General features: G+C 67.3%; 26 protein-coding genes. 16 read left to right on the forward strand and 10 right to left on the reverse strand.

The genetic code is table 11. From position 1 onward, the window contains the following. Positions 1-7: 7 nt before the first annotated feature. The 4 genes from rplU (at position 8) to proB (ending at position 3,369) form a co-directional block, all read left to right on the forward strand. A complete protein-coding gene (gene rplU / locus ACIUM1_RS22840; protein ID WP_112710006.1) occupies positions 8-319 on the forward strand; it encodes a 50S ribosomal protein L21 in 312 nt (103 codons plus the stop codon). A gap of 13 nt (positions 320-332) precedes the next feature. Beyond that, complete coding sequence (rpmA, locus tag ACIUM1_RS22845; RefSeq protein ID WP_406814798.1) at positions 333-599, forward strand: 50S ribosomal protein L27; 267 nt, start codon at positions 333-335, stop codon at positions 597-599. Positions 600-658: 59 nt separating this feature from the next. Then, positions 659-2,194, forward strand: coding sequence for a GTPase ObgE (gene obgE / locus ACIUM1_RS22850; protein ID WP_406814799.1), 1,536 nt, complete (start codon positions 659-661; stop codon positions 2,192-2,194). 68 nt (positions 2,195-2,262) lie between these two features. Then, positions 2,263-3,369 (forward strand): glutamate 5-kinase, encoded by a 1,107-nt coding sequence (proB, locus tag ACIUM1_RS22855; RefSeq protein WP_406817821.1) that lies wholly within the window; start codon positions 2,263-2,265, stop codon positions 3,367-3,369. 13 nt (positions 3,370-3,382) lie between these two features. Here proB and ACIUM1_RS22860 read toward each other — a convergent pair whose 3' ends face one another. Then, positions 3,383-4,033: a TetR/AcrR family transcriptional regulator gene (locus ACIUM1_RS22860; protein WP_406814800.1), complete on the reverse strand. Its 651-nt coding sequence runs from the start codon at positions 4,031-4,033 to the stop codon at positions 3,383-3,385. A gap of 106 nt (positions 4,034-4,139) precedes the next feature. Between ACIUM1_RS22860 and ACIUM1_RS22865 the strand changes: the two genes are divergently transcribed. Beyond that, positions 4,140-5,417, forward strand: a complete 1,278-nt coding sequence (locus tag ACIUM1_RS22865) for a cytochrome P450 (RefSeq protein WP_406814801.1) — start codon at positions 4,140-4,142, stop codon at positions 5,415-5,417. Here ACIUM1_RS22865 and ACIUM1_RS22870 read toward each other — a convergent pair. Then, complete coding sequence (locus ACIUM1_RS22870; RefSeq protein ID WP_406814802.1) at positions 5,414-6,262, reverse strand: SIR2 family NAD-dependent protein deacylase; 849 nt, start codon at positions 6,260-6,262, stop codon at positions 5,414-5,416. The genes ACIUM1_RS22865 and ACIUM1_RS22870 overlap by 4 nt on opposite strands. A gap of 18 nt (positions 6,263-6,280) precedes the next feature. Next, positions 6,281-6,820, reverse strand: a complete 540-nt coding sequence (locus tag ACIUM1_RS22875) for a cysteine hydrolase family protein (protein ID WP_406814803.1) — start codon at positions 6,818-6,820, stop codon at positions 6,281-6,283. A gap of 59 nt (positions 6,821-6,879) precedes the next feature. On the opposite strand from ACIUM1_RS22875, the gene ACIUM1_RS22880 reads away from it, so the two are divergent. After that, the gene (locus ACIUM1_RS22880) at positions 6,880-8,922 is read left to right on the forward strand and encodes an NAD(+) synthase (protein WP_406814804.1); all 2,043 of its coding nucleotides are present in this window, start codon (positions 6,880-6,882) and stop codon (positions 8,920-8,922) included. 38 nt (positions 8,923-8,960) lie between these two features. Here the strand turns inward: ACIUM1_RS22880 and ACIUM1_RS22885 are convergent, their stop codons facing one another. The 6 genes from ACIUM1_RS22885 to ACIUM1_RS22910 all read right to left on the reverse strand — a co-directional run bounded on the left by ACIUM1_RS22885 (position 8,961) and on the right by ACIUM1_RS22910 (position 14,168). Next, the gene (locus ACIUM1_RS22885) at positions 8,961-9,368 is read right to left on the reverse strand and encodes a hypothetical protein (protein WP_406814805.1); all 408 of its coding nucleotides are present in this window, start codon (positions 9,366-9,368) and stop codon (positions 8,961-8,963) included. A 121-nt stretch (positions 9,369-9,489) separates the two neighbouring features. Then, positions 9,490-10,038 carry a YbhB/YbcL family Raf kinase inhibitor-like protein gene (locus ACIUM1_RS22890; protein WP_406814806.1) on the reverse strand — a complete coding sequence of 183 codons (549 nt, stop codon included), beginning with the start codon at positions 10,036-10,038 and terminating at the stop codon, positions 9,490-9,492. Then, positions 10,035-10,604 (reverse strand): 3-isopropylmalate dehydratase, encoded by a 570-nt coding sequence (locus tag ACIUM1_RS22895; RefSeq protein WP_406814807.1) that lies wholly within the window; start codon positions 10,602-10,604, stop codon positions 10,035-10,037. The genes ACIUM1_RS22890 and ACIUM1_RS22895 overlap by 4 nt, the downstream gene beginning before the upstream one ends. Beyond that, on the reverse strand, positions 10,601-11,848 hold the full coding sequence (locus tag ACIUM1_RS22900; protein WP_406814808.1) for an aconitase/3-isopropylmalate dehydratase large subunit family protein: 1,248 nt from the start codon (positions 11,846-11,848) through the stop codon (positions 10,601-10,603). Before ACIUM1_RS22900 ends, ACIUM1_RS22895 begins: the two co-directional genes overlap by 4 nt. Then, complete coding sequence (locus ACIUM1_RS22905; protein ID WP_406814809.1) at positions 11,839-12,726, reverse strand: oxaloacetate decarboxylase; 888 nt, start codon at positions 12,724-12,726, stop codon at positions 11,839-11,841. Before ACIUM1_RS22905 ends, ACIUM1_RS22900 begins: the two co-directional genes overlap by 10 nt. Before the next feature lie 11 nt (positions 12,727-12,737). Further along, a complete protein-coding gene (locus ACIUM1_RS22910; protein ID WP_406814810.1) occupies positions 12,738-14,168 on the reverse strand; it encodes an MmgE/PrpD family protein in 1,431 nt (476 codons plus the stop codon). 83 nt (positions 14,169-14,251) lie between these two features. Here ACIUM1_RS22910 and ACIUM1_RS22915 point away from each other — a divergent pair, with 83 nt between their 5' ends. Beyond that, positions 14,252-15,064 (forward strand): GntR family transcriptional regulator, encoded by an 813-nt coding sequence (locus ACIUM1_RS22915; protein ID WP_406817822.1) that lies wholly within the window; start codon positions 14,252-14,254, stop codon positions 15,062-15,064. Here the strand turns inward: ACIUM1_RS22915 and ACIUM1_RS22920 are convergent. Next, the gene (locus ACIUM1_RS22920; protein WP_406814811.1) at positions 15,061-15,939 is read right to left on the reverse strand and encodes a ribokinase; all 879 of its coding nucleotides are present in this window, start codon (positions 15,937-15,939) and stop codon (positions 15,061-15,063) included. The two genes, ACIUM1_RS22915 and ACIUM1_RS22920, sit on opposite strands and share 4 nt — an antisense overlap. A gap of 155 nt (positions 15,940-16,094) precedes the next feature. On the opposite strand from ACIUM1_RS22920, the gene ACIUM1_RS22925 reads away from it, so the two are divergent. The 9 genes from ACIUM1_RS22925 to octT all read left to right on the forward strand — a co-directional run bounded on the left by ACIUM1_RS22925 (position 16,095) and on the right by octT (position 26,005). Beyond that, a complete protein-coding gene (locus ACIUM1_RS22925) occupies positions 16,095-18,287 on the forward strand; it encodes an adenylate/guanylate cyclase domain-containing protein (RefSeq protein ID WP_406814812.1) in 2,193 nt (730 codons plus the stop codon). Beyond that, complete coding sequence (locus ACIUM1_RS22930) at positions 18,287-19,762, forward strand: mechanosensitive ion channel domain-containing protein (protein ID WP_406814813.1); 1,476 nt, start codon at positions 18,287-18,289, stop codon at positions 19,760-19,762. Before ACIUM1_RS22925 ends, ACIUM1_RS22930 begins: the two co-directional genes overlap by 1 nt. Beyond that, on the forward strand, positions 19,759-21,018 hold the full coding sequence (locus tag ACIUM1_RS22935) for a glutamate-5-semialdehyde dehydrogenase (RefSeq protein ID WP_406814814.1): 1,260 nt from the start codon (positions 19,759-19,761) through the stop codon (positions 21,016-21,018). The genes ACIUM1_RS22930 and ACIUM1_RS22935 overlap by 4 nt, the downstream gene beginning before the upstream one ends. Before the next feature lie 36 nt (positions 21,019-21,054). Beyond that, positions 21,055-21,930, forward strand: coding sequence for an AAA family ATPase (locus ACIUM1_RS22940; protein WP_406814815.1), 876 nt, complete (start codon positions 21,055-21,057; stop codon positions 21,928-21,930). 10 nt (positions 21,931-21,940) lie between these two features. Further along, positions 21,941-23,389 (forward strand): vWA domain-containing protein, encoded by a 1,449-nt coding sequence (locus ACIUM1_RS22945; RefSeq protein WP_406814816.1) that lies wholly within the window; start codon positions 21,941-21,943, stop codon positions 23,387-23,389. A 94-nt stretch (positions 23,390-23,483) separates the two neighbouring features. Then, complete coding sequence (nadD, locus tag ACIUM1_RS22950) at positions 23,484-24,152, forward strand: nicotinate-nucleotide adenylyltransferase (protein ID WP_406814817.1); 669 nt, start codon at positions 23,484-23,486, stop codon at positions 24,150-24,152. Next, the gene (gene rsfS, locus ACIUM1_RS22955; RefSeq protein WP_406814818.1) at positions 24,149-24,544 is read left to right on the forward strand and encodes a ribosome silencing factor; all 396 of its coding nucleotides are present in this window, start codon (positions 24,149-24,151) and stop codon (positions 24,542-24,544) included. Before nadD ends, rsfS begins: the two co-directional genes overlap by 4 nt. Beyond that, the gene (gene gpgP / locus ACIUM1_RS22960) at positions 24,541-25,215 is read left to right on the forward strand and encodes a glucosyl-3-phosphoglycerate phosphatase (protein ID WP_406814819.1); all 675 of its coding nucleotides are present in this window, start codon (positions 24,541-24,543) and stop codon (positions 25,213-25,215) included. Before rsfS ends, gpgP begins: the two co-directional genes overlap by 4 nt. Next, positions 25,205-26,005: a diglucosylglycerate octanoyltransferase gene (gene octT / locus ACIUM1_RS22965; RefSeq protein ID WP_406814820.1), complete on the forward strand. Its 801-nt coding sequence runs from the start codon at positions 25,205-25,207 to the stop codon at positions 26,003-26,005. The genes gpgP and octT overlap by 11 nt, the downstream gene beginning before the upstream one ends. The last annotated feature ends 5 nt before the right edge of the window (positions 26,006-26,010 follow it).

The raw sequence follows: 26,010 nt of genomic DNA on the forward strand, positions 1-26,010 counted from the left end.
AGCAACGATGGCGACCTACGCAATCGTGAAGACGGGCGGCAAGCAGTACAAGGTCGCCGTCGGGGACGTGGTCAAGGTCGAGAAGCTCGAGTCCGAGCCCGGCTCAAACGTGTCGCTGCCGGTCGCCCTGGTGGTGGACGGCGCCGAGGTGACCACCGATGCGGCGGCGCTGGCCAAGGTCGCCGTGACCGGCGAGGTCCTCGAGCACACCAAGGGCCCCAAGATCCGTATCCACAAGTTCAGGAACAAGACCGGCTACCACAAGCGTCAGGGGCACCGTCAGCAGCTGACGGTCCTGAAGGTCACCGGCATCAAGTGATGAGGCGATAGATATGGCACACAAGAAAGGCGCTTCCAGCTCGCGCAACGGTCGCGATTCCGCCGCGCAGCGGCTGGGCGTCAAGCGATTCGGCGGCCAGGTCGTCAAGGCGGGCGAGATCATCGTTCGGCAGCGCGGCACCAAGTTCCACCCGGGCGTGGGTGTCGGGCGCGGCGGGGACGACACGTTGTTCGCCAAGGAAGCCGGCGCCGTCGAGTTCGGCGTCAAGCGCGGCCGCAAGACCGTCAACATCGTGACCGCGGGACAAGCCGCCGACTGAGCGTGTTCCGGGCCCAGCCCGGTGATTTCGGCGCCCGGAGGTAGGTGAGAGGACCCACGATGCCTCGGTTCGTCGACCGCGTCGTCATCCATGCGCGCGCCGGTGCCGGAGGTAACGGCTGCGCCTCGGTCCATCGCGAGAAGTTCAAGCCGCTCGGCGGCCCGGACGGCGGTAACGGCGGCCGCGGCGGCAGCATCGTCTTGGTCGTCGATCCGCAGGTGCACACCCTGCTCGACTTCCATTTCCATCCGCACGTCACCGCGCCCTCGGGCAAGCAGGGGATGGGCAACAACCGCGACGGCGCCGCCGGTGCCGACCTGGAAGTCAAAGTCCCCGACGGCACCGTCGTCCTCGACGAAAACGGCCGGCTGCTGGCCGATCTGGTCGGCGCCGGCACCCGCTTTGAAGCCGCCGCGGGTGGCCGCGGCGGGCTGGGCAACGCCGCGCTCGCGTCGCGGGCACGTAAGGCCCCCGGCTTTGCGCTGCTGGGTGAGCAGGGCCAGACCCGCGACCTGACCCTGGAACTCAAGACCGTCGCCGACGCCGGCCTGATCGGTTTTCCCTCGGCGGGGAAATCGTCACTGGTGTCCACGATCTCGGCGGCCAAACCCAAGATCGCCGACTACCCGTTCACCACGCTGGTTCCCAACCTGGGTGTGGTATCGGCGGGCGAGCACACTTTCACCGTCGCCGACGTGCCCGGCCTGATCCCGGGTGCCTCCCAGGGCCGCGGACTGGGCCTGGACTTCCTTCGGCACATCGAGCGATGCGCGGTGCTGGTGCATGTCGTCGATTGCGCCACCGCGGAACCCGGCCGCGACCCTATCTCGGACATCGACGCGTTGGAGGCCGAGCTCGCCGCGTACACGCCGACCCTGCAAGGGGATGCGACGCTGGGTGATCTGACCGAGCGGCCCCGCGCGGTGGTGCTCAACAAGATCGACGTGCCCGAGGCGCGCGAGCTTGCCGAATTCGTCCGCGACGAGATCGCCGAGCGCGGCTGGCCGGTGTTCCTGGTGTCAACGGTCGCACGAGAAGGATTGCAGCCGTTGATCTTCGGATTATGGAAGATGATCTCGGAATACCAGGCCGCCCAGCCGGAGGTCGTGCCGCGTCGCCCGGTGATCCGTCCGGTTCCCGTCGATGACAGCGGTTTCAGCGTCGAGCCGGATCCGGAACAGCCGGGCGCCTTCGTGGTCAGCGGGGCGCGGCCCGAGCGGTGGATCCGACAGACCAACTTCGACAACGACGAGGCCGTGGGATATCTCGCCGACCGGCTGGCGCGCCTCGGTGTCGAAGAAGAATTGCTGCGGCTGGGTGCGCGGCCGGGCTGCGAAGTGACCATCGGGGACATGACATTCGATTGGGAGCCGCAAACGCCTGCCGGACAACAGGCTGCGATGAAGGGCCCGATGTCCGGAAGGGGCACCGACGCGCGGCTGGAGCGCACCGAGCGCGTCGGCGCCGCCGAGCGCAAGGCCGCCCGGCGGCAGCGCCGCGCCGGCGACGATGCAGAGCGCAGCGATGAGGTGGGGGCACCTCCCGCTGGCGGGGGAGAGCGGCGCAGAACCAGAGAACACGGTGAGGAGTCGTGACCGCCGGCGACGATGCAGAGCGTAGCGATGAGGTGGGGGCACCTCCCGCTGGCGGGGGAGAGCGGCGCATCGTGACCGCCCACCGCGACGTCATCCGCAATGCGCGCAGCCTGGTGGTCAAGGTGGGGACCAACGCGCTGACCACACCGACCGGGGTGTTCGATGCCGGCCGGCTGGCCGGACTCGCCGATGCGATCGAGGCGCGGATGAAGGCGGGCACCGACGTCGTCATCGTGTCGTCGGGGGCCATCGCCGCCGGCATCGAGCCGCTCGGATTATCCCGTCGCCCAAGGGATTTGGCGACGAAGCAGGCGGCGGCCAGCGTCGGCCAGGTCGCGCTGGTGAATTCGTGGAGCGCCGCGTTCGCCCACTATGGCCGCACGGTCGGGCAGGTGCTGCTCAGCGCGCACGATTTTGCGATGCGGGCCCAGCACACCAACGCCCAGCGCACGCTGGATCGGCTGCGCGCCCTGCACGCGGTGGCGATCGTCAACGAAAACGACACGGTGGCCACCAACGAGATCCGGTTCGGCGACAACGACCGGCTGTCGGCGCTGGTGGCTCACCTGGTCGGCGCCGAGGCGTTGGTGTTGCTGTCCGACATCGATGGGCTCTACGATTCGGATCCCCGCAAGACCGACGGCGCGAGGTTCATCTCGGAGGTGTCGGGCTCCGCTGATCTGATCGGTGTAATCGCCGGTCCAGGAAGCGATTTGGGTACCGGCGGGATGACCTCCAAAATGTCCTCGGCGCTGCTGGCCGCCGATGCCGGTGTGCCGGTGCTGCTGGCCGCCGCCGCCGACGCCGCCACCGCGCTTACCGACGCCTCGGTCGGCACGGTGTTCGCGGCACGCCCGGTGCGGATGTCGGCGCGGCGGTTCTGGGTCCGCTACGCCGCAGAGGCCGCGGGCGCGCTGACCCTGGACGAGGGCGCGGTGCGCGCCGTGGTGCATCAGCGTCGGTCGCTGCTGCCCGCCGGGATCACCGCGGTGGCCGGCCGGTTCTACGCCGGCGACGTCGTCGAATTGCGTGACCCGGACGCCGTGATGGTGGCCCGTGGCGTGGTCGCCTACGACGCCACCGAATTGACCACGATGATGGGCCGCTCGACCTCCGAGCTGCCCGGCGAGCTGCGCAGGCCCGCGGTGCACGCCGACGACCTGGTGGCGGTGTAGGCTCGCGCTACTGTCAGCTCGCCGAGATGGGCTTGAGATACAGTGCGCCCCAGACAATTTCGGTCAGGGTCGCGGCCAGCTCGGCGTCGTACTGGGGTGGCTTTATTGGGAGGTTCTGCTGGCAGGCCCGCTCGACCATCCAGGTCAGCGCGCTGGCGGTGGTCAGCGGGACCAGCTCGGGACGGATCGAGCCGTCGGCCTGGCCGCCTTCGATGACGTGGGTGAACTGCTCCGAGATCCCGGTCAGCAGTTCGCGATACGTCTCCGCCGTCTGCGGGTCATAGGCGGCCATCTCATTGAGCGCGACCAGCACCGCCTGATGCCGCCGATAGGTGGCGATGATGCGGCTCATCGCCGTGCGCACGTCGTCCGGATTGTGCCGTCCGGCCACGCTCCACCAGCTGCGGGCGCCCTCGGTCAGGTCGGCGAACACCTGGCCCGCCAGCCGGCGGAGCAGCTGACCCTTGTCCTCGAAGTAAATGTAAAAGCTGGCCCGGGAGATGCCGGCCTCGTTCGACAGCCGATCCACGCTGAGTTCGGTGAAGCTGGCGCCGTCGCGCATCAGCCGTTCGGTGGCGTCCAACAGCCGGCGCTCCAGCTGCTCGCGCCGCTGCTCGCGCCCCAGGCTCCGGTTGCCCTGCGGCTTGCGGGTGAGCGACGGCATGCGCCGAGCATAGCCGAGTGACCGACATATTGACTAGACACAGTGTCTAGGCATATCGTCACGAGCAGCTTGTGACCGGGGTCATACGAGACGGAGGATCACCACCATGGCCGTGCTGACGGGTAAGTCCGGGACCGACAAGTCCGGTCGCGCCTACGACGAGATCGATCTGTCCTCGCGGGCGTTCTGGTCCACCACCGCGGCGGATCGGGAACGCTCCTTCGCCGTGCTGCGCGCCGAGCGCCCGGTGAGCTGGCACCCGCCCGTCGAAGACTCGCTGATGCCCGATCCGACCGACCCCGGCTTCTGGGCGGTGACCCGGCGCTCCGACATCGTCGCGGTCAGCCGCAACAACGGCGTCTTCCTGTCCGGCCGGGGGGTGATGTTCGAGAGCATTCCGGTGGAGTTGCTCGAGGCGTCGCAATCGTTTCTGGCGATGGACCCACCGCGACACACCAAGCTGCGCAAGCTCGCTCATGCCGCGCTCAGCCCCCGGCAGGTCCGACGCATCGAGGACTCGATCAATGCCAACGCCAAGACTATCGTCGAGGAATTGAAGGCCGCCGGCACCGGCGCGGATTTCGTCGACCACTGCGCCAAGGAACTGCCGATCCGCACCCTGTCGGACATGATGGGAATTCCGGAATCCGAGCGTGAGCGCATGGCGCACGCCACCGACGCCCTGGTCTCCTGGGCCGACCCGGAATTCCTAAACGGGCGCCCGGCGATGGAAGTCCTGGTGGAAAACCAGCTGTATCTACACCAGGTCGTCGGCGCACTGGCCACCGAGCGTCGCGAGCACCCCGGTGACGACCTGATCAGCAGCCTGGTCACCGCCGAGGTGGACGGCGACCGTCTGGAAGATGCGGAGGTGGCGGCGTTCTTCGTCCTGCTCTCGGTGGCGGGCAACGACACCACCCGGCAAACCATCAGCCACACCCTGAGGGCGCTCACCGATTTCCCCGACGAAAAGTCTTGGCTGCTGCAGGATTTCGACAACCGGATCGGTACCGCCATTGAGGAGTTCATCCGCTGGGCAACCCCGGTCATGACCTTCCGCCGTACCGCCGCAACGGATATCGAGCTGGGCGGTCAGACCATCGCGGCGGGCGAGAAGGTGGTCATGTTCTACCCGTCCGGCAACTGGGATACCGAGGCGTTCGACCACCCGGAACGTTTGACCCTGAGCCGAGACCCCAATCCGCACGTCGGTTTCGGCGGCGGCGGACTGCACTTCTGCCTGGGCGCACACGTGGCGCGCGCGCAGCTGCGGGCCATCTTCGGCGAGCTGTTCCGTCAGCTGCCCGACATCCAGGCCGGCGAGCCGGCGTATCTGGCCGGCAATTTCGTGCACGCCATCCGCAGCATGCCGTGCACCTTCTAACGCGTTGACAGGGGCGCTAATTCGTTGGCCAGCAGCGCCAGCAACTCCGAGCAGCCGCCGTCGACCTTGACGGTGGCCAGGGCGTCGCCGCGGGTCGCGCCACGGTTGACGATGGCCACCGGGATGCCCCGCGCGGCGGCGTGACGGACGAACCGGTAGCCGGAGAACACGGTCAGCGACGACCCGGCGACCAAAAGCGCCTCGGCCCGGTCGACCAGCCTATAACCTTCGGCGACAACGTCTCTGGGGACACTCTCGCCAAAGTAGACGATGTCGGGCTTGAGCATGCCGCGGCAGCGCTGGCAATCCAGGTAGCGGAACGACGTGGTGTCGGCGACGACGGCGTCGGCGTCGGGAGCCACCGCCAGGCCGCCGATCGCTTCGGCGCGTTCGATGAAGCCGGGGTTGAGCGCCTCCAGCCGCTCGGCCAAGGCGGCACGGGTCATGATGGCTCCGCAGTCCAGGCAGATCACGTGCGCATAGCTGCCGTGCAAATTGATGACGTTTTTGCTACCGGCCTTGGTGTGCAACAGATCGACGTTCTGGGTGATCACGCCGGTGACCACCGACGCGTCCTCGAGCGCGGCGAGCGCTCGGTGGCCCGCATTGGGCAGCGTGTCGTCCATGTGCCGCCAACCGACGTGGTTGCGCGCCCAGTACCGCTGCCGAAACACCGGGTCCCTGGTGAACTGGCGGATCGTCATCGGGTTGCTTGGCGGTGAATCGGGTCCGCGGTAGTCGGGAATGCCCGAATCGGTGGAGATGCCGGCACCCGTGAGCACCGCGATCCGCCGACCGGCCAGCAACGTAACCAGTTCGGGCGATTCTGCGCGGCCGGCGATCACCCATCCAGAGTAAGAGACTCAGCCCAGGCAGTCCGCCGCGGTAGTGAGTTCGGCGGACATGTTCTGCTGCATCATCCTGCACGCCGCGTCGCCCAGGTCGGGATCGATGTGTGCGACGGTATCCGTCGCGATCACCACGGGGAAGTGCCGCACGTACGCGTCCAGGGCGGTGTAGAGGATGCATTGCTCGGTGACCTGACCGGTGATGATCAACCGCTTGGTTTCCAGCCGCCCGAGAAGATACGCCAGCGCCGTGGCGTAGAACGCGCTGTGCCGCACCTTGGTCATCACCCGGCACTGGTCGGTCGGCAGGATCGGCTTCACCAGATCCGGCCGCGCCCCGTCGCATGCGGCATGGACGATGTCGGAGAACTCGGCGGTGAAGTCGCCGTAGTTGTCGTTGACATAGACCAGGTCGACGCCGTCGGCAGCGCGCGCCCGCCGAACCAAATCGGTCAAAGGCTCGATGATCTTCTCGACATTGGGTATTAGATTTTCAGCGTCGGGATGCTGATACGTATTCATCATGTCGACGACTAGGACAGCAGTGTCGCTCATGGTGTCGGGGATACCCGGTGGCTGGGAGTTGACACCCCTGGGACGACGATGGAAGGGCGATGGACTTTTACAACGCTTACAGCCAGGGCTTTGCCCGCGTCGCCGCATGCACGCACCGCACCGTCATCGGCGATCCGGGCGCGAATGCCGAATCGGTGCTGCGGCTGGCCAGGGAATGCCACGACGACGCCGTCGCGCTCGCCGTCTTCCCGGAGCTGACGCTGTCCGGGTATTCCATCGAAGACATCGTGCTGCAGGACGTGTTGCTCGACGACGTCGAGAAGGCCATTGCGGAGATCGCCGCGGCCTCGGCCGAATTGCTGCCGGTCCTGGTCGTCGGGGCGCCGCTGCGGCACCGGCACCGGATCTACAACGCCGCCGTGGTCGTCCACCGCGGACAAGTGCTCGGGGTGGCCCCGAAGTCCTACCTGCCCACCTACCGGGAGTTCTACGAGCGTCGCCAGATCGCACCCGGCGACGACGAGCGCGGCACCATCCGCCTCGCCGACGCCGAGGTGCCGTTCGGTCCCGACCTGCTGTTCGCGGCGTCCGACGTCCCCGGCCTGGTGCTGCACGTGGAAATCTGCGAGGACATGTTCGTGCCGATCCCGCCCAGCGCGGAGGCGGCGCTGGCGGGCGCGACGGTGCTGGCCAACCTGTCCGGCAGCCCGATCACGATCGGCCGAGCCGAGGACCGCTGCCTGCTGGCCCGTTCGGCCTCGTCCCGTTGCCTGGCCGCCTACGTGTATTCGGCTGCCGGGGAAGGCGAATCGACGACCGACCTGGCCTGGGACGGTCAGACCATGGTGTTCGAGAACGGGGTGATGCTGGCCTCCTCCGAGCGCTTCCCCAAAGGCGAGCGGCTCAGCATAGCCGACATCGACCTCGAATTGCTTCGCTCGGAACGGCTCCGGATGGGCACCTTCGACGACAACCGGCGCCATCACCGGACGACGACGGACACCTACCGGCGCATCGAGTTCCGGGTGGACCCACCGGGCGGCGACATCGGGCTGCGCCGCGAGATTGAGCGCTTCCCCTTCGTGCCCGCCGATCCGCAACGGCTGGAACAGGATTGCTTCGAGGCATACAACATCCAGGTCGCCGGTCTCGAACAACGGCTGCGCGCACTGGATTTCCCCAAGATTGTGATCGGTATTTCCGGCGGTCTGGACTCGACGCACGCCCTGATCGTCGCCGCCCGCGCGATGGATCGCGAACAGCGGCCGCGTAATGACATATTGGCGTTCACGCTGCCCGGCTTCGCGACCGGGGACCACACCAAGCAAAACGCGGTCGAGCTGTGCCGCGCGCTGGGCGTGACGTTCGCCGAGATCGACATCAGCGAGACCGCGGAACTGATGCTCAAGAATATGGATCACCCGTTCGCCCGGGGCGAGAAGGTATACGACGTCACCTTCGAAAACGTCCAGGCCGGGTTGCGCACCGACTACCTGTTCCGGCTGGCCAATCAGCGTGGCGGCATCGTGCTGGGCACCGGCGACCTGTCCGAGCTCGCGCTGGGCTGGTCGACATACGGTGTCGGCGACCAGATGTCGCACTACAACGTCAACGCCGGCGTGCCCAAGACGCTGGTCCAGCACCTGATCCGCTGGGTGATCTCGTCGGAGCAGTTCGAGCCGGAGGTCTGCAAGGTGCTGCAGTCGGTGCTCGACACCGAGATTACCCCCGAGCTGGTTCCCAGCGGCGAGGAGGAAGAGCTGCAGAGCAGCGAGGCGAAGGTAGGTCCCTTTGCGCTGCAGGACTTTTCGCTGTTCCACGTGCTGCGCTACGGATTCCGGCCGTCCAAGATCGCTTTCCTGGCCTGGCATGCGTGGAGCGATCCCGAACACGGCATCTGGCCGCCCGGCTTCCCGCAGGACAAACGGCCGTCCTACTCACTGAAGGAAATTCGGCACTGGCTGCAAATCTTCGTGCAGCGGTTCTACTCGTTCAGTCAGTTCAAGCGTTCGGCCCTGCCCAACGGGCCCAAGGTCTCGCACGGCGGTTCGCTGTCGCCGCGGGGGGATTGGCGGGCCCCGTCCGACATGTCGGCGCGCATCTGGCTCGACGAGATCGAACGCGAAGTCCCCGAAGAGTAGCCCGCCCGGATAGCACCGGGCGGGTCCTGAGCTCCGGATCAGGCCCTGGCGCGGCGCCAGCCCTGGTATTGGATCTCGGCGATGACCAGCGTGCCGACGCCGGCCGCCAGGTTCAACACCACGCCGGTCGACGTCAACGGGAAGACGTCGGCCAGCACCAGGACGATCGCCGCCACCGTGTACGCCAGGTTCGCGATGATGACGCCCATCCCGGCGCGCCGCACCGACGGCAAGGTGGCCAGCCCGAACACCACCACGCCGTAGGCGATCAAGAACGCGCCCACGCCGTACTCGAACGCCTTCGTGGTGCCCGAGACGTCGGCGAGCCAGCCGGCGAACGGGAGACCGGCCAGGCCGACCAGCCCGCTGATGGCGGCGTCGCCGCGCATGGCGAGCCGGAGCAAGCCGTCCCGGGTACCCGTGCGGTCAATCGTGGTTGCGGACATGGTGTTCCTTTCTCGATGGCGGACTGCGATCACCATCGACGCTGCTCGCGAACCACTGCCAGATCGAGGCCAGGCGCTGCCAAACACTGCCAACCGCAGGTCAGCGCGGTGACTTGGCCACTCAGCGCTGATAGGTTCCGGTCAGCGTGCCGCGGGCCAGCACGTGCCCGCGCATCGCGACCAGCAGGCCTTTGGCGTTGGTCACGGTGTCTGAAACGACCACGTCGAGCGCGAACACGTGAAAGCGGTAACGGTGTGGCCCGTGACCGGGAATCGGCCGCGGGCCGGCGTAGCCGTGGTGACCCAGGTCGGCCCGCAAGAAGCGAACTCCCGGGCATCCCGGCCGCAGTGCCCCCGCGGCCACGCCGTCGACACTTGGCTCGATCACCGCGACGGTGTGCAGCAGGGGACGGGGCAGCGGAACGTCGACATCGTCGATGACGAGCACGACCTGGCGGGTGCCAACGGGCAGTGGACCCCAATGCAACGGCGGCGACGTGTTGTCACCCACACCCTTGCCCGCGCTGGCCGTCGCCATGGCGCCGCCGTCGGCGAACGCGGCGCTGGTGACCGTGATGGAGGCGGGCGCCGCGAATGCGTCGCCGGAGAGGGGGCTTCGGTGGGCACCCGCACGCACCCCGCGAAGTATTTTGCCCAGTAGCTCGATCATGCGCCGCTGCCCGCGCCGCGCATCGCCACCGCGGGTGAGCGCAGCAGGTCGCCCAATTCGCTGGGCAGAAAACCCTGCCGGGCAAGCCGGGGCAACACGCCGCCGCTCTCGATGATGTCGAGGATCAGGTCGGGCAGGCGCGCAACCGTGCCCGAGGCACCGGTGGTGTCGTTGCGCCAGCTGCCGTCGGCGAGGTCGAACGTCCCGGTGTCGCCGTCGCTGAACACCGAGGTGGCGTCGGGGACGGTGATCGCCGGCAGCCCGGAGTTGACGGCGTTGCGGAAGAACAGCGAGTTGAACTCCTCGGCGACCAGACCCGCGACGCCCAGCTCAACGAACAGCGCTGCCACGGGGCGCGATGAGCCGAGCCCGAAGTTCTTGCCCGCCAACACGATATCGCCCTGTGATACCTCGTCGGTCCAGCCGGGCCGCACCTCGTAGAAGACATGCTTGGCGGCCTCGGCGGGTTCCATCTTCATGGCGAACGCCGGATACATAGCGTCGGTGTTCAGGCCGTCGCCGAACACCCAGACTTTGCCTTGGAAGGTGAGCGAACGCAGCGTCACGCGGTCACACTCCTAGGGTCGTTGATGTATCCGGTGACCGCGGACGCGGCGACCGTGGCCGGTGAGGCCATGAAAATTTCGGCCTCGGTGCTGCCCATGCGTCCGGTGAAGTTACGGGTGCTGGCCGTGATGCACACCTCGCCGGGCCCCACCACGCCCATGTGATAGCCGAAACACGCCCCGCAGGTGGAGTTGGTGACGACGGCGCCGGCGTCGGCAAGGTCCTGAAGGTAGCCCCGCCGCATGGCCTCGCGGTACACGGCCTGCGATGCGGGCGTCACCAGCAGCCGCACGCCCGGCGCGACGGTCTTGCCGCGCAACACCTGCGCGGCGATCTGCAGGTCCTCCAGCTGCCCGTTGGCGCAGGAACCGATGAAAGCCTGGTCGATCTTCTGCTTGCCCAACTGCGATACCGGCAGACCGTTGCGGCTGACGGTGCCGGGACGCGCCACATAGGGTTCCAGCGCCGCCAGGTCGACATGCCGGAGGTCGTGATAGACGGCATCGGGATCCGGTGTGACGGCGTCGAATCCGTCGACCCCGCGTTCATCGAAGAACGACGCCAGCACGTCATCGGGCTCGAATGTGCTGAAATCGGCCGACACCTCGGCGCCCTGGGTCGCGATGGTCCGCCGATCGTGCATCGGGAGGCCGGCCAGGCCGGGCCCGCCGAATTCGAGGTTCTGATTGGGCGCATCGCCGTACTCGTTGGCGATGTGCAGAAAGATGTCCTTGCCGCTCACCACGTCCGGTTTGGTGCCGTGGAGTTCGTAGCGGATCGTCGGCGCAACCTGGAACCAGGTGGAGCCGGTGCACATGATCGAATAGATCTCCGCAGGCCCCAGTCCGCGGGCCGCGGTGTTGTATGCACCGGCCGCGCAGGTGTGAGAGTCGGTGCAGGCCAGCACTTCTCCCGGGCGGGCTAACCCGTTCTCGGCGATCACCTGATGGCAGATGCCATGCCGGCCGACGTCGTAGAAGCGCTCGATGCCGAAGTCGGCGACGAATTTGCGGGCGTGGTTGCCGCCCTCGGCGTCCTTGATGGTCGGGGCGGGAACGGCGTGGTCCATGATCACCGCGAGCTTGTCGGGATCGTGAATCCGGTTGGGCTGTATCCACATGGTGGCGAACTGCAGGTCGATCAGAACGGTCATGTCGACGTCGACCACGACGGTGTCGCCCGGTGCGACCGAGTCCAGCCCGGCTTTGCGGGCGAAGATCTTTTCGATGATGGTCATGCCCATGTGCGGTCCTCGGTGGGTGCGTATTTGTCGTCGAGCGCGCGCCACTCCGCCATGCCCACCAGGTTGAAGAAGTCGGCCGGGGAGGTGGGTAGTTGAGTGGCGAGATCAGTGCCGTTGAGTTCGCACAGGCCTCGCAGCATGGCAAACGTCGTCTGCATCAGCAGAGTGCTGGGGTGGATCGCGATCGCGTAGCCCAGCTCCTGCAGTCGCGACACGGACTGCAGTGGCGTCATACCGCCGAGCACCAGGTTGATCAGCAGGGGAGCGTCCACCTCGCGCGCGATGCGCTCGATCTCGTCGGCGTCCTGCGGTGCCTCGACGAAGATGATGTCGGCGCCCGCACGCGCGTACCGGTTGGCGCGCTCGATCGCGGCGTCCAGGCCCAGCGGGGCGCGCGCGTCGGTGCGGGCCACCACCAGCAAACTGTCGTCCGATCGGGCGTCCAGTGCTGCGGCGATCGACTGTTCGAACACCGCTGCGTCGACCACCCGCTTGTCCGGCAGGTGACCGCAGCGCTTGGGAAAGACCTGGTCCTCCAGCTGGATCGCGGCCACTCCCGCCGCCTCGTAGGAACGAACCGTGCGCACCACGTTCATGGCTGCGCCGTAGCCGGTGTCGGCGTCGGCGATCAGCGGGACATCGCCCAACGCGCCGACGATCACCCGGGCCCGATCGGCCATCTCGGTCGCCGTGACCAGACCGATGTCGGGCAGGCCGAACCCCGACGCCGCCACTCCGGCACCGGTCATATACGCGGCAACGTGGCCGGTGCGCCTGGTCAGTTGCGCCGATATTCCGTCGAAAACGCCTGGGGCGACGATAAGTTCGCGCTTGTCCAGCAATTCTCTGAGCCGAGAGCGGGCCGGGGTTGTCGCCATCTTGCGTCCTTTCAGTCCAGCGCGCCGGCGACGGGGCCGGCGAGCAGGTCGATCAGGTTGTTGACATCGGTCAGGTCGTCCAGCCCGGCCACCGCACGCTCGATCGCCGTGGCGCGGTCGTGGCTGGTCACCCGGTCGGCCAGGGCGTGGAACTTGGCCACCAATTCGTCGTTGGTGACCGGATCGTTGGGAGCGCCGTGCGGCAGGTCGACTCGCGCGCGGTGTACGGTTCCGTCGCGGCTGGTCACCGCGAGGTCGGTGCGGAATTTCTCGGTGACGCCGGCGTCGGCCAGTGATTCGTCGAGGTGCACCGTGGTCGCCGCGATCAGCGACCAGATGTCGTCGGAGTCGAGTCGAGCCGCGGTGAACTGTTCGGGCAGCACATTGCCGTCGAGCAGGGCCGCCGCGGTGGTGTACCCGATGTTCATCTGCGCCCCGATCGGCGTGAGCGGGCGCTCCGGCGGCCACCAACCATGCTTGTACACGGTCTCTCCGACGGTGATGTCGACCGACGAGATATCTATGGGCGCAACCGTTTTCCGCAACTTTCTGGCGGCGTCGATGGCGCCGTGCAGCCCACCCATCGCGGCGTAGGACTTGACCATGATGATGGTGGTTTCCCAGCGACCGCCGAGTTCGCCGGTGAGCAGCGCGGCATCAGGATCGTGACCCTCGCCGAAAACGCTGAGAAACCCGCCATATTCGCGCTCGAAGACGCGCTTGATGCCGGTGTATCCGGCAGCCGCCAGGCCCGCCGCATAGAAGCCGTTGCGTGCGGCCAGGCCGTGGTGCATGCGCTTGCTCATCGCTTCGTACTGTGCGGCCATCAGGCCCGCCGACTGGGTTGCGGCCAGTCCGAGTGCGTCCTCGAGTTGCGCGGGCGGCAGTCCGCGCAGCTTGCCGGACGCCATTGCCGCCGAATGGGTGCCGAAGACCGGACCCGAATGCCAGCCACGGTCCAGCATTTGGGTGCCGTGCAGGGTGTAGCCCACGCGGGGCCCGACTTCGAACCCGGCTATGGCCGCGCGAAGAAGGTCGGCGCCCGCCGTCGGCAGCGGGCGTGTCGATGCCGTCGACAGCAACGCAGGGATGAGCAGCGAGCAACTGTGCAGCGGGGCCAGCGGATGGAAGTCGTCGAGTTCGAAGCCCTGGATGAACGTGCCGTTGAGCACCGCGGCGGCCGGCGCGCTCGTCTGCCTACCGGTGCCGATGACGATGCTGTCGCCGCTGCCCTCCAAGCTCAAGACGGCGTCGGTGGCGGTGCGTGACCACGGCAATTGGGCCCCCACCAGGGCGCAGCCGATGCCGTCCAGCAGCAGGTGTTTGGCTCGGTCGACCACGGGGGCCGGGACGTCGTCGAGCGTGAGGTCGGCGACCCAGGTGGCGAGGCGTCCCGTCGGCCCGGTCGGATCGGTGGCGGCCCGCTGCTGCACCGCGGTCATTGCGACCCCCTGTAAATGGCGGACTAGTTGTTATACATTTATAACAACTAGTCGGATCACGCAAGGGAGGCGGTGTGACAGCATTGAGCACCGTGCAGCAGCGCAGCGAGAAGGCCGGGCCGGTATCCGCTACCGCCGGTGTGCCGCTGCATCGGCAGCTGTTCTTGGTGCTGCATGACGAGATCGACCGCGGGGCCATCGCCGCCGGCGAGGCGTTGCCCACCGAGCAGACCCTGTGCGATCAATTCGGGGTGTCTCGCATCACCGTGCGCCGCGCGCTGGCCGATCTGGCCGAGCAGGGCTACATCGAACGCCGGCAGGGCGTCGGTTCGTTTGTCCGCCAACATGATCCGGCCGATGTGCCGGCCGGTCGCTCGTACCTGCAAGAACTGCAACAGACCCAATTCGAAACCGAAGTAGAAGTGGTCGAACTGGGCATCCGGCCACCCATCCCGGTCGTCGCTGAAACCCTCGGGCGCACCGGCGAGTTGCTGCACATCGTGCGCGTGCGGCGGCAACGCAGGACAGGGGAGCCGTTGCTGGTGACCGACGCCTGGCTGCCCTCGAAATTGGCCGCCGTACTGACCGAGGCCGCGTTGCGGCGCGCACCTCTCTACGAGCTGCTGTCCGACAGCGGCGTCACGGTGAACCGGGTGCGGCACGAGATCACGGCCGAAATCGCGGCGCCGCGCAACGCGCACCTGCTCGACGTGCCGATCGGCGCCGCGCTGTTGCGGGTGAACCGGCTGGTCTACGCGGCCGATGCGCCGCATCACTATCTCTCAGCCCTGTTATCGCCGAGCCGAAGTCGGGTACTGCTCAGCCAGACGGCCGACGAAATGGAGACAGGCGACGGGCTGAGGATCGCCCACGACGTCGGCGGTCAGGGCCGTTAAGACGCGGCCCGCAGTGCCTTGTCGATCGCCCGGACGTCGGGCGCGCAATCACCGGCGCCGCGGACCAGTGTCGCCAGCGCACCCGCCGCGCACGCACGTCGCACCGCGAGCCGCCGCCGATCCCGAGAACCGGGATTGGGCGGCCAGCTCGCGGCCAGCACGCCGGCGAACACGTCGCCCGCCCCGGTGGTGTCCACCGGATCCACCGCCGGAGCCGGTACGGTGTACTCGCCGTCCGCGCCAAGGTACCGGGCGCCGTGCGCACCCAGCGTAACCACCAAATGCTCTGGCCGCCAAGGCCATTCGGCGGCTTCGTCTTCGTTGGTGATCACCACGTCCGCGACCGCCGCCAAGTCGCCCAGCGAGCCGGAATCCCGACCGGCCGGCGAGGCGTTCACGACGACGACCGCTCCCGCCGAACGCGCGTGTTGCGCCGCGGCGACAGCCGTGTCCACCGGAATCTCTAGCTGGGTCAACAACACATCGCAGCGGGCGACGACCGCGCGCACACGGTCGTCGGTCAGCGTGAAATGACCGTTGGCACCGGGCGCGACCACGATGGTGTTCTCCGCGTTCGCGTCGACCACCACGATCGCCGTGCCGCTGGGTCCGGGGATCTCGACGGCTCCGTCGAGCCCGACGCCGTTGGCCTCGAGGTGCGCACGCAATTGTTCGGCGGCCGCGTCATCGCCCACCGCCCCGACGAACTGCACCTGCGCGCCCGCGCGGGCCGCCGCCACCGCCTGATTGCCGCCCTTGCCGCCAGGGGCGTACGTCAACGACGACGCCAAAACCGTTTCGCCGGGCCGCGGAAGGGCGTCGACATCTAACGACAGATCGAGATTCACGCTGCCCACTACGCACACCCCTGCCATGACACCGACGGTAGTCGTGACGGGAGCGCAAAGCACACCAGGGAGACCAGCACTTTCGACACCGAATCGCGTCATGGCAAACGCTGAATAACTCGATGTCCGCGCGATATTCTGCTGCGTTAGGGGTGCTGGATTCGAAAGAAAAGGGCAGGCGATTGACCACAAGCGAGCTCACCGACGCCGAACCCCACATCGATCCCGAACCGGCCCAACCGACCACCAAGCGCCCGCGTCGGCGTGCCCTGGCCCGGTTCCGGTTCGGCATCCAGTCCAAGATTCTGATCACCATGCTGCTGTCCAGCATTCTGGGCGTGGCGGTGATCGGCGCCATCGGAGCGGTGTCAGGGCGCAACGCGTTGCGGCAGGTCGAGTCCGAACGCTTGATCGAGATGCGGGAATCCCAGAAGCGCGCGGTGCAGGCGCTGTTTCGCGAGGTGTCGAATTCGCTGATCACCTGGAGCGGCGGGTTCGGCATCAACCAGGCGACGACGGCCCTCACCGCGGACTTCGCGCAATTGAACAATGCGACGATCACGCCGGAACAACAGCAGGCACTGGTCAATTACTACAACAACGACATGATCAAGCCGATCAAGCAAATGACCGGGGACAACATCGATATCCGGGCCGTCCTGCCAAGTTCCAACGCCCAGAGGTACGTTCAGGCGTATTACACCGCCGCGCCGCGGCCGAACCCCGAGGCGCTGCCCGCCCTGGACGCCGGTGACGGCAGCGCCTGGTCGGCGGCGAATGCGCGGTTCGACTTCTACATGCGCGGCATCGTCACCCGCTTCGACTATCGGGACGCGCTGCTGTTGGACATGCAGGGCAACGTGGTCTACAGCGTGCTGAAGGGTCCCGATCTCGGGACCAACATCCTGACCGGCCCGTACCGCGAATCGAAGTTGCGGGAGGCGTACCAGAAAGCCTTGGCGTCCAACGACCTCGACTTCGTCTGGATCACCGACTTCCAGCAGTACCAGCCGGCGCTCGACACCCCGACGGCCTGGGTGGTGTCACCGATCGGCATGAACGGCAAGTTCGAAGGCGTGATGGCGCTGCCCGTCCCGGTCGCCAAGATCAACAAGATCATGACCGCCGACAAGCATTGGGAGGCCGCCGGGATGGGACCCGCGACCGAAACCTATCTGGCCGGCCCCGACGACCTGATGCGTTCCGATTCAAGGGATTTCATCGAGGACCCGAACGGTTATCGACGCGCGGCGATCGACGCCGGCACGCCGCCCGACGTGGTGGACCGGGCGATCCGGCTGGGCACCACCACCCTGGTGCAGCCGGTCGACACCGCCGGTCTTCGCGCCGCCAAACGCGGCGAGACGGGCGTGGTCAGCGCCACCGACTACCTGGGTAACAGGGAGCTGGAAGCCTATGCCCCGCTGAACATCCCCAACTCCGACCTGCACTGGTCGATCCTCGCGACGCGGGACAATTCCGATGCGTTCGCCCGCCTCGGCAGGTTCAGCAAGAACCTGGTGATCGCCGTCGCGGCGATGATCTTCGCGATCTGTGTGGCCTCGATGTTCGTCGCGCAGGCCGCGGTGCGACCGGTCCGGCGCCTCGAAGAGGGCACCCGCAAGATCAGCTCCGGAGATTACGAAATCAACATCCCGGTCCAGCGGCGCGACGAAATCGGTGATCTGACCGCGGCATTCAACGAGATGAGCCGGAGTTTGGCGATCAAGGAAGAGCTGCTCGACGAGCAGCGCCGGGAAAACGACCGGCTGCTGCTGGCATTGATGCCCGAATCGGTACTGCAACGCTATCGCGAGGGCGAGGAGACCATCGCCCAAAAACATCAGGACGTCGCCATCATCTTTGCCGATATCGTCGGCCTGGACGAGATCTCCAACGACCTGCCGGAAAACGAAGTGGTCGCCACGGTCGACGACCTCTTTCGCCAATTCGATTCGGCCGCCGACGCCCTCGGCGTCGAACGGATTCGCACGTTCCACAACGGCTATCTGGCCAGCTGCGGGGTGGTCACCCCCCGGCTGGACAGCATCCATCGTGCCGTCGACTTCGCTCTGGAAATCGGTCGCATCATCGACCGATTCAACAGTCAGTCGGTGCACCAGCTGGGCCTGCGAGTGGGCGTGAACACCGGCAACGTGGTGAGCGGGCTGGTCGGCCGCTCCAGCCTGGTCTATGACATGTGGGGCGGCGCGGTCAGCCTGGCCTACCAAATGCACAGTGGCGCACCGCAGCCCGGTGTTTATGTCAGTTCCCATGTGTACGAGGCGATGCGAGACGTCCGGCAGTTCACGCCCGCGGGCACCATCTCGGTCGGCGGCGCCGATCAGGCCATCTACCGGTTGCTGGAGCGCTGATGAACCTCTTGAACTCGACGTGGTTCTACTGGGCGATCGGCATTGCGGTCGGGCTGCCGCTCGGGTTGATCGCGCTCACCGAACTGCACGACGCGCTGCTGCGCAGGAACAGCCCGCTGGCCAGGCAGGTCGGCCTGTTGCGCAACTACCTGCTGCCGCTCGGTGCGCTGTTGCTGCTGCTGGTACAGGCGTCGCAGATTCCGGCCGGCGACGTTCCGGTGCGCGTCCTCACCACGTTGTTCGGCCTGCTGGTGCTGGTACTGGTGCTGTCCGGTCTGAACGCGACGATGTTCGAAGCCGCGCCCGAAAAGAGTTGGCGCAAAAGGCTGCCCACCATCTTTTTGGACTGCGCCCGGTTCGCGGTGATCGGCGTCGGGCTGGCGGTGATGTCGTCCTACATCTGGGGTGTGCGAATCGGCGGCATCTTCACCGCGCTGGGCGTCACATCGGTCGTCATCGGTCTGATGCTGCAGAACTCCGTCGGCCAGATCGTGTCGGGCCTGTTCATGTTGTTCGAGCAGCCCTTCCGGATCGATGAATGGCTGGACACCGGCACGGCCCGCGGGCGCGTGGTCGAGGTGAACTGGCGCGCCGTGCACATCGACACCGGCAGCGGCATTCGGGTCATGCCGAACTCGATGCTCGCCAGCAACGCGTTCACGAATCTTTCTCGCCCGCCCGGTGCCTACAAGCTGGCGGTGACGACGAAGTTCTCTCCCGTGGACCCGCCCGACCGGGTGTGCGCGCTGCTGTCGCGGATCGCCCAGGGGTTGCCACAGCTCAAGACCGGCAGCGTGCCCCGCACGGTGCCGGTGGGCGCGGCCGAATACCACACCACCATCGGCTTGAACTCACCGGCGGACGCCGGCGCCGCCAAGGCGACCTTCTTGCGCTGGGCGTGGTATGCGACGCGCCGGGAGGATCTGCACCTCGACGACGCCGACGACGACTTCTCCACCGTCGAACGGGTGGAGCATGCGTTGCACACCGTGGTGGCGCCGGCATTGCGGATCGGCGCCGAGGAGCAGCGAGCGTTGCGGTCCGCGGCGCGGATCGTCCGGTACGGCGCCGACGAGGTGGTGGAGTACGCCGGCCAGGTGCCCGCGACCATGACGTTCCTGATCGCCGGGCGCGTGCAACTGACCACCACCGCCGACGACGGATCGACCGTCCCGATCAGCACTCTGGTCGAGGGGTCGTTCCTGGGGCTGACGGCGCTGACTCGGCAACCGAACCTGGCCAGCGCGTACGCACTGGAAGAGGTCACCGCGCTGGAGATCGACCGGGAACACATCGAGCACCTGGTGACGCGTGCGCCCCTGCTGCTGCAGAACTTCGGCAACATCATCGAAGAGCGGCGCAGCAAGGTGCGCAGCGCGCGGCGCGGTGAGCGGGTCGGCGAGCGCCGTAGCAAGAAAGGCTGCGAACGGGTCGCCTCACCCGGGGTTTTGCCGCCCGATACCCTGGTTCAATGAGTCTGCAAGCACCATCGCTTCCCGACTTGCGCCAGGAGGTGCACAACGCCGCACGCCGCGCCCGGGTTGCGTCCCGGGTGCTGGCGTTGCTGCCGACGGTTTCCAAGGACCAGGCACTGCGCTGCGCGGCCGACGCGATCACCGCCCACACCGAATTGATCCTGTCGGCCAACGCCGAAGACCTCGATGCCGCCCGGGCCGCCGGGACGCCGACCGCGATGCTCGACCGGTTGGCACTGGACTCCAGACGCGTCGAGGGCATCGCCGCCGGATTGCGTCAGGTGGCCGGGCTGCCCGATCCGGTCGGGGAGGTGTTGCGCGGTTACACCCTGCCCAACGGGCTGCAGCTTCGTCAGCAGCGGGTGCCGCTGGGCGTCGTCGGCATGATCTACGAGGGCAGGCCCAACGTGACCGTCGACGCGTTCGGTCTGGCGCTGAAATCCGGCAATGCCGTGCTGCTGCGCGGAAGTTCGTCGGCGACGCGGTCCAACCAGGCGCTGGTGCAGGTGCTGCGCGCTTCGCTGGTCAGCGAGGACCTGCCCGCCGATGCGGTTCAGCTGCTCTCGGCCGATGACCGCGCCACGGTGACGCATCTGATCCAGGCCCGCGGGCTGGTCGACGTGGTGATCCCGCGTGGCGGGGCCAGCCTGATCAACGCGGTGGTCCGCGACGCGCAGGTGCCCACCATCGAGACCGGTGTCGGCAACTGTCACGTCTACGTGCACGAGGGCGCCGACTTGGAGGTGGCAGAGCGAATCCTGCTGAATTCCAAGACCCGTCGGCCCAGCGTCTGCAACGCCGCCGAGACCCTGCTCGTCGACGTCGGGATCGCCGAGGAGGCGCTGCCCCGGTTGGTGAATGCCCTGGAGGACGCCGGCGTGACGGTGCATGGTGGGTTCTCCGAGGATGCGCACGAGGATGACCTGCGTCGCGAGTACCTGTCGATGGACATCGCGGTGGCGGTGGTCGACGGAATCGACGCGGCGATCGCTCACATCAACGAGTACGGCACCGGGCACACCGAGGCCATCGTGACCACCAATATGGCTGCGGCGCATAAGTTTACGGACGGTGTAGATGCCGCCGCGGTGATGGTGAACGCGTCCACGGCGTTCACCGACGGTGAGCAGTTCGGGTTCGGCGCCGAAATCGGCATCTCCACCCAGAAATTGCATGCCCGCGGTCCGATGGGGCTGCCCGAATTGACCTCGACCAAGTGGATCGCGTGGGGCGACGGACAAATTCGTCCGGCCTGATACCCGCGTGGAGGAAGTGTTTTAGGAGAACCGATTGTGAGTGTGCCCGCCCGGTCCAAGCCGCTGTTCGACGACATCGACGACGTCTCGCGGCGGCTGGCCGAGACCGGCTACCTGCCCGACACCGCTACCGCCACGGCAGTGTTCCTGGCCGACCGGCTCGGTAAGCCGTTGTTGGTGGAAGGCCCGGCCGGCGTGGGAAAGACCGAGTTGGCCCGCGCCATCGCCCAGGCCACCGGCTCGGGCCTGGTGCGCCTGCAGTGCTACGAAGGCGTCGACGAGGCTCGCGCGCTCTACGAGTGGAACCACGCCAAGCAGATCCTGCGCATCCAGGCCGGACACGGGGACTGGGACCAGACCAAGGACGACGTCTTCAGCGAGGAATTCCTGCTGCAGCGTCCGTTGCTGACCGCCATCCGGCGCACCGAGCCCACGGTGCTGCTCATCGATGAGACCGACAAGGCCGACATCGAGATCGAAGGCCTGCTGCTGGAAGTGCTGTCGGACTTCGCGGTGACCGTTCCCGAACTGGGCACGATCACCGCCGAGCGGACGCCGCTGGTGGTATTGACCTCCAACGCCACCCGCGAACTGTCCGAGGCGCTCAAGCGTCGCTGCCTGTTCTTGCACATCGACTTCCCCAGTCCGGACCTGGAACGCCGCATCCTGTTGTCCCGGGTACCCGAGTTGCCCGCGCACCTGGCCGAGGAACTGGTTCGCATCATCGGCGTGCTGCGCGGGATGCAACTCAAGAAGGTCCCGTCCATCGCGGAGACCATCGACTGGGGCCGCACGCTGCTCGCGTTGGGCCTGGACACCATCGACGACGCGGTCGTCGCGGCCACGCTCGGCGTGGTGCTCAAACACCAATCCGACCAGCAGCGCGCAACCGGCGAGCTGCGGCTGAATTAGGAAGGTTGCGATGGTCACCCGCCGTATCCGACCCACCCGGCCGCTCGCCCCGCACGGGCTGCCGGGACACCTGGTGGGCTTCGTGGAAGCGCTTCGCGGAGCGGGGATTTCGGTGGGCCCGTCGGAGACGGTGGATGCCGGCCGGGTGATGGCGACGCTCGGCCTGGGGGACCGCAAGGTGCTGCGCGAGGGGCTGGCGTGCGCCGTGCTGCGCCGGTCGGATCACCGCGAGACCTACGACGCCATGTTCGACCTCTGGTTCCCCGCGGCGCTGGGCGCCCGCGCGGTGGTCACCGACGAGGAGGCCGACGACTCGTCGGACGACAACGCGTTGCCGGCCGACGACGTCGAGGCGATGCGCCAGATGCTGGTGGACCTGCTGACCGAGAACCCTGATCTCGCCGACATGGACGAGCGACTGGTCGCGATGATCGCCCGGATCGTCGAAGCCTACGGCAAGTACAGCTCCAGCCGAGGCCCGTCCTTCTCGTCGTATCAGGCCCTCAAGGCGATGGCGCTCGACGAACTCGAGGGCAAGCTGCTGGCCGGACTGCTCGCCTCGTACGGCGACGAACCTACGCCCAGCCAGGAGGAGATCGCCAAAGCCCTTGCCGCGCAGCGGATCACCCAGCTGCGCAAGATGGTCGACTCGGAGACAAAGCGGCGCACCGCGGAACAGCTGGGCCGCGATCACGTCCAGATGTACGGCATCCCACAGCTTTCCGAAAACGTGGAATTCCTGCGCGCCTCCGGTGAGCAGCTGCGCCAGATGCGCCGGGTGGTGGCGCCGCTGGCCCGGACGTTGGCGACCCGCCTGGCGGCCCGCCGGCGGCGCGCCCGGGCGGGGTCGATCGATTTGCGCAAGACGCTGCGCAAGTCGATGTCCACCGGCGGGGTGCCGATCGACGTGGTGCTGGCCAAGCCGCGTCCGGCACGGCCGGAACTGGTGGTGCTGTGTGACGTATCGGGCTCGGTCGCCGGGTTCAGCCATTTCACGTTGCTTTTGGTACATGCTCTGCGCCAACAGTTCTCCCGGGTCCGGGTGTTCGCCTTCATCGACACCACCGACGAGGTGACCCACATGTTCGGCCCGGAAGCCGACCTGGCCGTGGCCATTCAGCGAATCACCCGGGAATCCGGCGTTTACAGCCGCGACGGCCATTCCGATTACGGCAACGCGTTCGCATCGTTCGTCCAGGCATTCCCCAATGTGCTGTCGCCGCGCACCTCGCTGCTGGTGCTCGGCGACGGCCGCACCAATTACCGCAATCCGGAAACCGAGCTGCTGACCCACATGGTGACGGCCAGCCGGCATGCACACTGGCTGAACCCCGAGCCCAAGCATCTGTGGGGCAGCGGCGACTCGGCGGTGCCGCGCTATCAGGAAGTCATCCCGATGCATGAGTGCCGGTCCGCCAAACAGCTGGCCGCGGTGATCGACCAGCTGCTGCCGGTGTAGGTGTGTCGGCGCACGACACAGCGGCCGGTGTGGCGCCTGTGACCGATGCCTGGGAAATCGGGCCGTAACACCGGCTCAAGTAAGCTGGCAAATCGTGCAAAAGCAGCTTCGCAGGTTAGGAGTGATGGGTGGGACGTTCGACCCCATCCATTACGGCCACCTGGTTGCCGCCAGTGAGGTCGCCCACCTGTTCGGCCTGGACCAAGTGGTGTTCGTGCCCAGCGGGCAGCCCTGGCAGAAGGAGCGGCACGTCTCCGCTGCCGAGGACCGGTATCTGATGACGGTGATCGCCACCGCCTCCAACCCCCGCTTCTCGGTGAGCCGGGTGGACATCGACCGCGCCGGCCCCACCTACACCAAGGACACCCTGCGCGACCTGCACGCCCTCAACCCGGACTCCGAGCTGTACTTCATCACCGGCGCCGACGCGTTGGCCTCCATTTTGTCGTGGCAGGGCTGGGAGACGGTGTTCGAGCTGGCGCGCTTCATCGGCGTCAGCCGGCCCGGCTACGACTTGCGCCGCGAACACGTCACCGGCGTGCTCGGTGAGCTCCCCGAGGATGCGCTGACCCTGGTCGAGATCCCGGCCCTGGCCATCTCCTCGACCGATTGCCGCCGCCGGGCGGCGCAGCGCCGGCCGCTGTGGTACCTGATGCCCGACGGCGTCGTGCAGTACGTCTCCAAGCGCCGGCTTTACCGCGACGACGAGGGGCCGCCGGTGATCGTGAGCGAAACACGCCTGACCACGGGGGAACGGCCATGAGCGCCACCCCTGAAGCCCTCGACATGGCGACGGTGGCCGCCGGCGCCGCCGCCGCGAAGCTGGCCGATGATGTCGTCGTCATCGACGTCTCGGCTCAGCTGGCCATCACCGACTGCTTCGTGATCGCCTCGGCGTCCAACGAGCGACAGGTCAACGCCATCGTCGACGAGGTCGAGGAGAAGATGCGCAAGGCCGGCTACAAGCCGGCCCGCCGTGAGGGCACGCGGGAAGGCCGCTGGACGCTGCTGGACTATCGCGACATCGTCGTTCACATTCAGCACCAGGAAGACCGGGACTTCTATGCCCTGGACCGGTTGTGGAGTGATTGCCCGGTGGTGCCGGTTGTCCTGGACGAGGGCCGGGACGACTCCGAAGACTCGGGCGAACAATGAGAATTCGTCGTCTGATCATGTTGCGGCACGGGCAAACCGAGTTCAACGCGGGCAGCCGGATGCAGGGCCAGCTGGACTCCGAACTCAGCGAGCTCGGACGGGCCCAGGCGGTTGCCGCCGCCGAGGTGTTGGGCAAGTCGCAGCCGTTGCTGATCGCGTCGTCGGATCTGCACCGCGCCTATGACACCGCGGTCAGGCTGGGGGAGTTGACCGGCCTGCCGATCCGGGTGGATCAGAGGTTGCGCGAAACGCATCTCGGCGATTGGCAGGGATTGACCCACACCGAGGTCGATGCGCAGGCCCCCGGCGCGCGGCTGGCCTGGCGCGAAGACGCCACCTGGGCCCCGCATGGCGGCGAGAGCAGGGTCGACGTCGCGGCACGCAGCGTGCCGTTGGTCGCCGAACTGGTGGCCGGCGAGCCGGAATGGGGCGACCCCGACGGGCCGGATCGCCCGGTGGTGCTGGTGGCCCACGGCGGGCTGATCGCCGCGCTGTCGGCCGCACTGCTGAAGCTTCCGGTCGCCAGCTGGCCGATTCTGGGTGGCATGGGTAATGCCAGCTGGGTGCAGCTTTCCGGCCATAACGACGATCCCGCCGACGAATTCGACAGCATCCGTTGGCGTCTGGATGTGTGGAACGCTTCGGCGCAGGTGTCCAACGATGTCCTCTGAGCAGCGGCCCAAGCCCACACTGCTGATTTTCGCCGACTCGCTGGCGTACTACGGCCCGACCGGCGGGCTGCCCGCCGACGATCCGCGAATCTGGCCGAACATCGTTGCGTCGCAATTAGGTTGGGATGTGGAGCTGATCGGCCGCATCGGTTGGACGTGCCGGGATGTCTGGTGGGCGGCGACCCAGGACCCGCGGGCCTGGGCGGCGCTACCGAGGGCTGGCGCGGTCATTTTCGCCACCGGCGGCATGGATTCGCTGCCGTCGGTGCTGCCCACCGCGCTGCGTGAGCTGATCCGCTATGTGCGGCCGCCCTGGCTGCGGCGCTGGGTCCGCGACGGTTATGGCTGGCTGCAGCCCAGGCTCTCACCGGTGGCCAGGTCGGCCCTGCCCCCGCATTTGAGCGCCGATTACCTCGAACAAACCCGTGGCGCAATCGATTTCAACCGCCCCGGTATCCCGATCGTGGCGTCGCTGCCGTCGGTGCATATCGCCGACACCTATGGCAGGGCCCACCACGGCCGCGCCGGGACAGCGGCCGCGATCACCGAGTGGGCGCAGAACCACGAGGTGCCCCTGGTCGATCTCAAAGCCGCTGTCGCCGAGCAGGTGATGAGTGGCCGGGGAAACCCCGACGGCATTCACTGGAATTTCGAAGCCCACCAGGCGGTCGCGGAGTTGATGCTCAAGGCGCTCGCCGAGGCCGGCGTGGTGACGATGCAGAGCGCGCAGCGCGATGAGGAGGAGCCGCGCAATCAAGCCGGCGTGCCCAACGACAAGCCCCGCGGGTAGCGCTC

The sequence above is a fragment of the Mycobacterium sp. M23085 genome (assembly GCF_045343915.1).
GTDB lineage: Bacteria > Actinomycetota > Actinomycetes > Mycobacteriales > Mycobacteriaceae > Mycobacterium.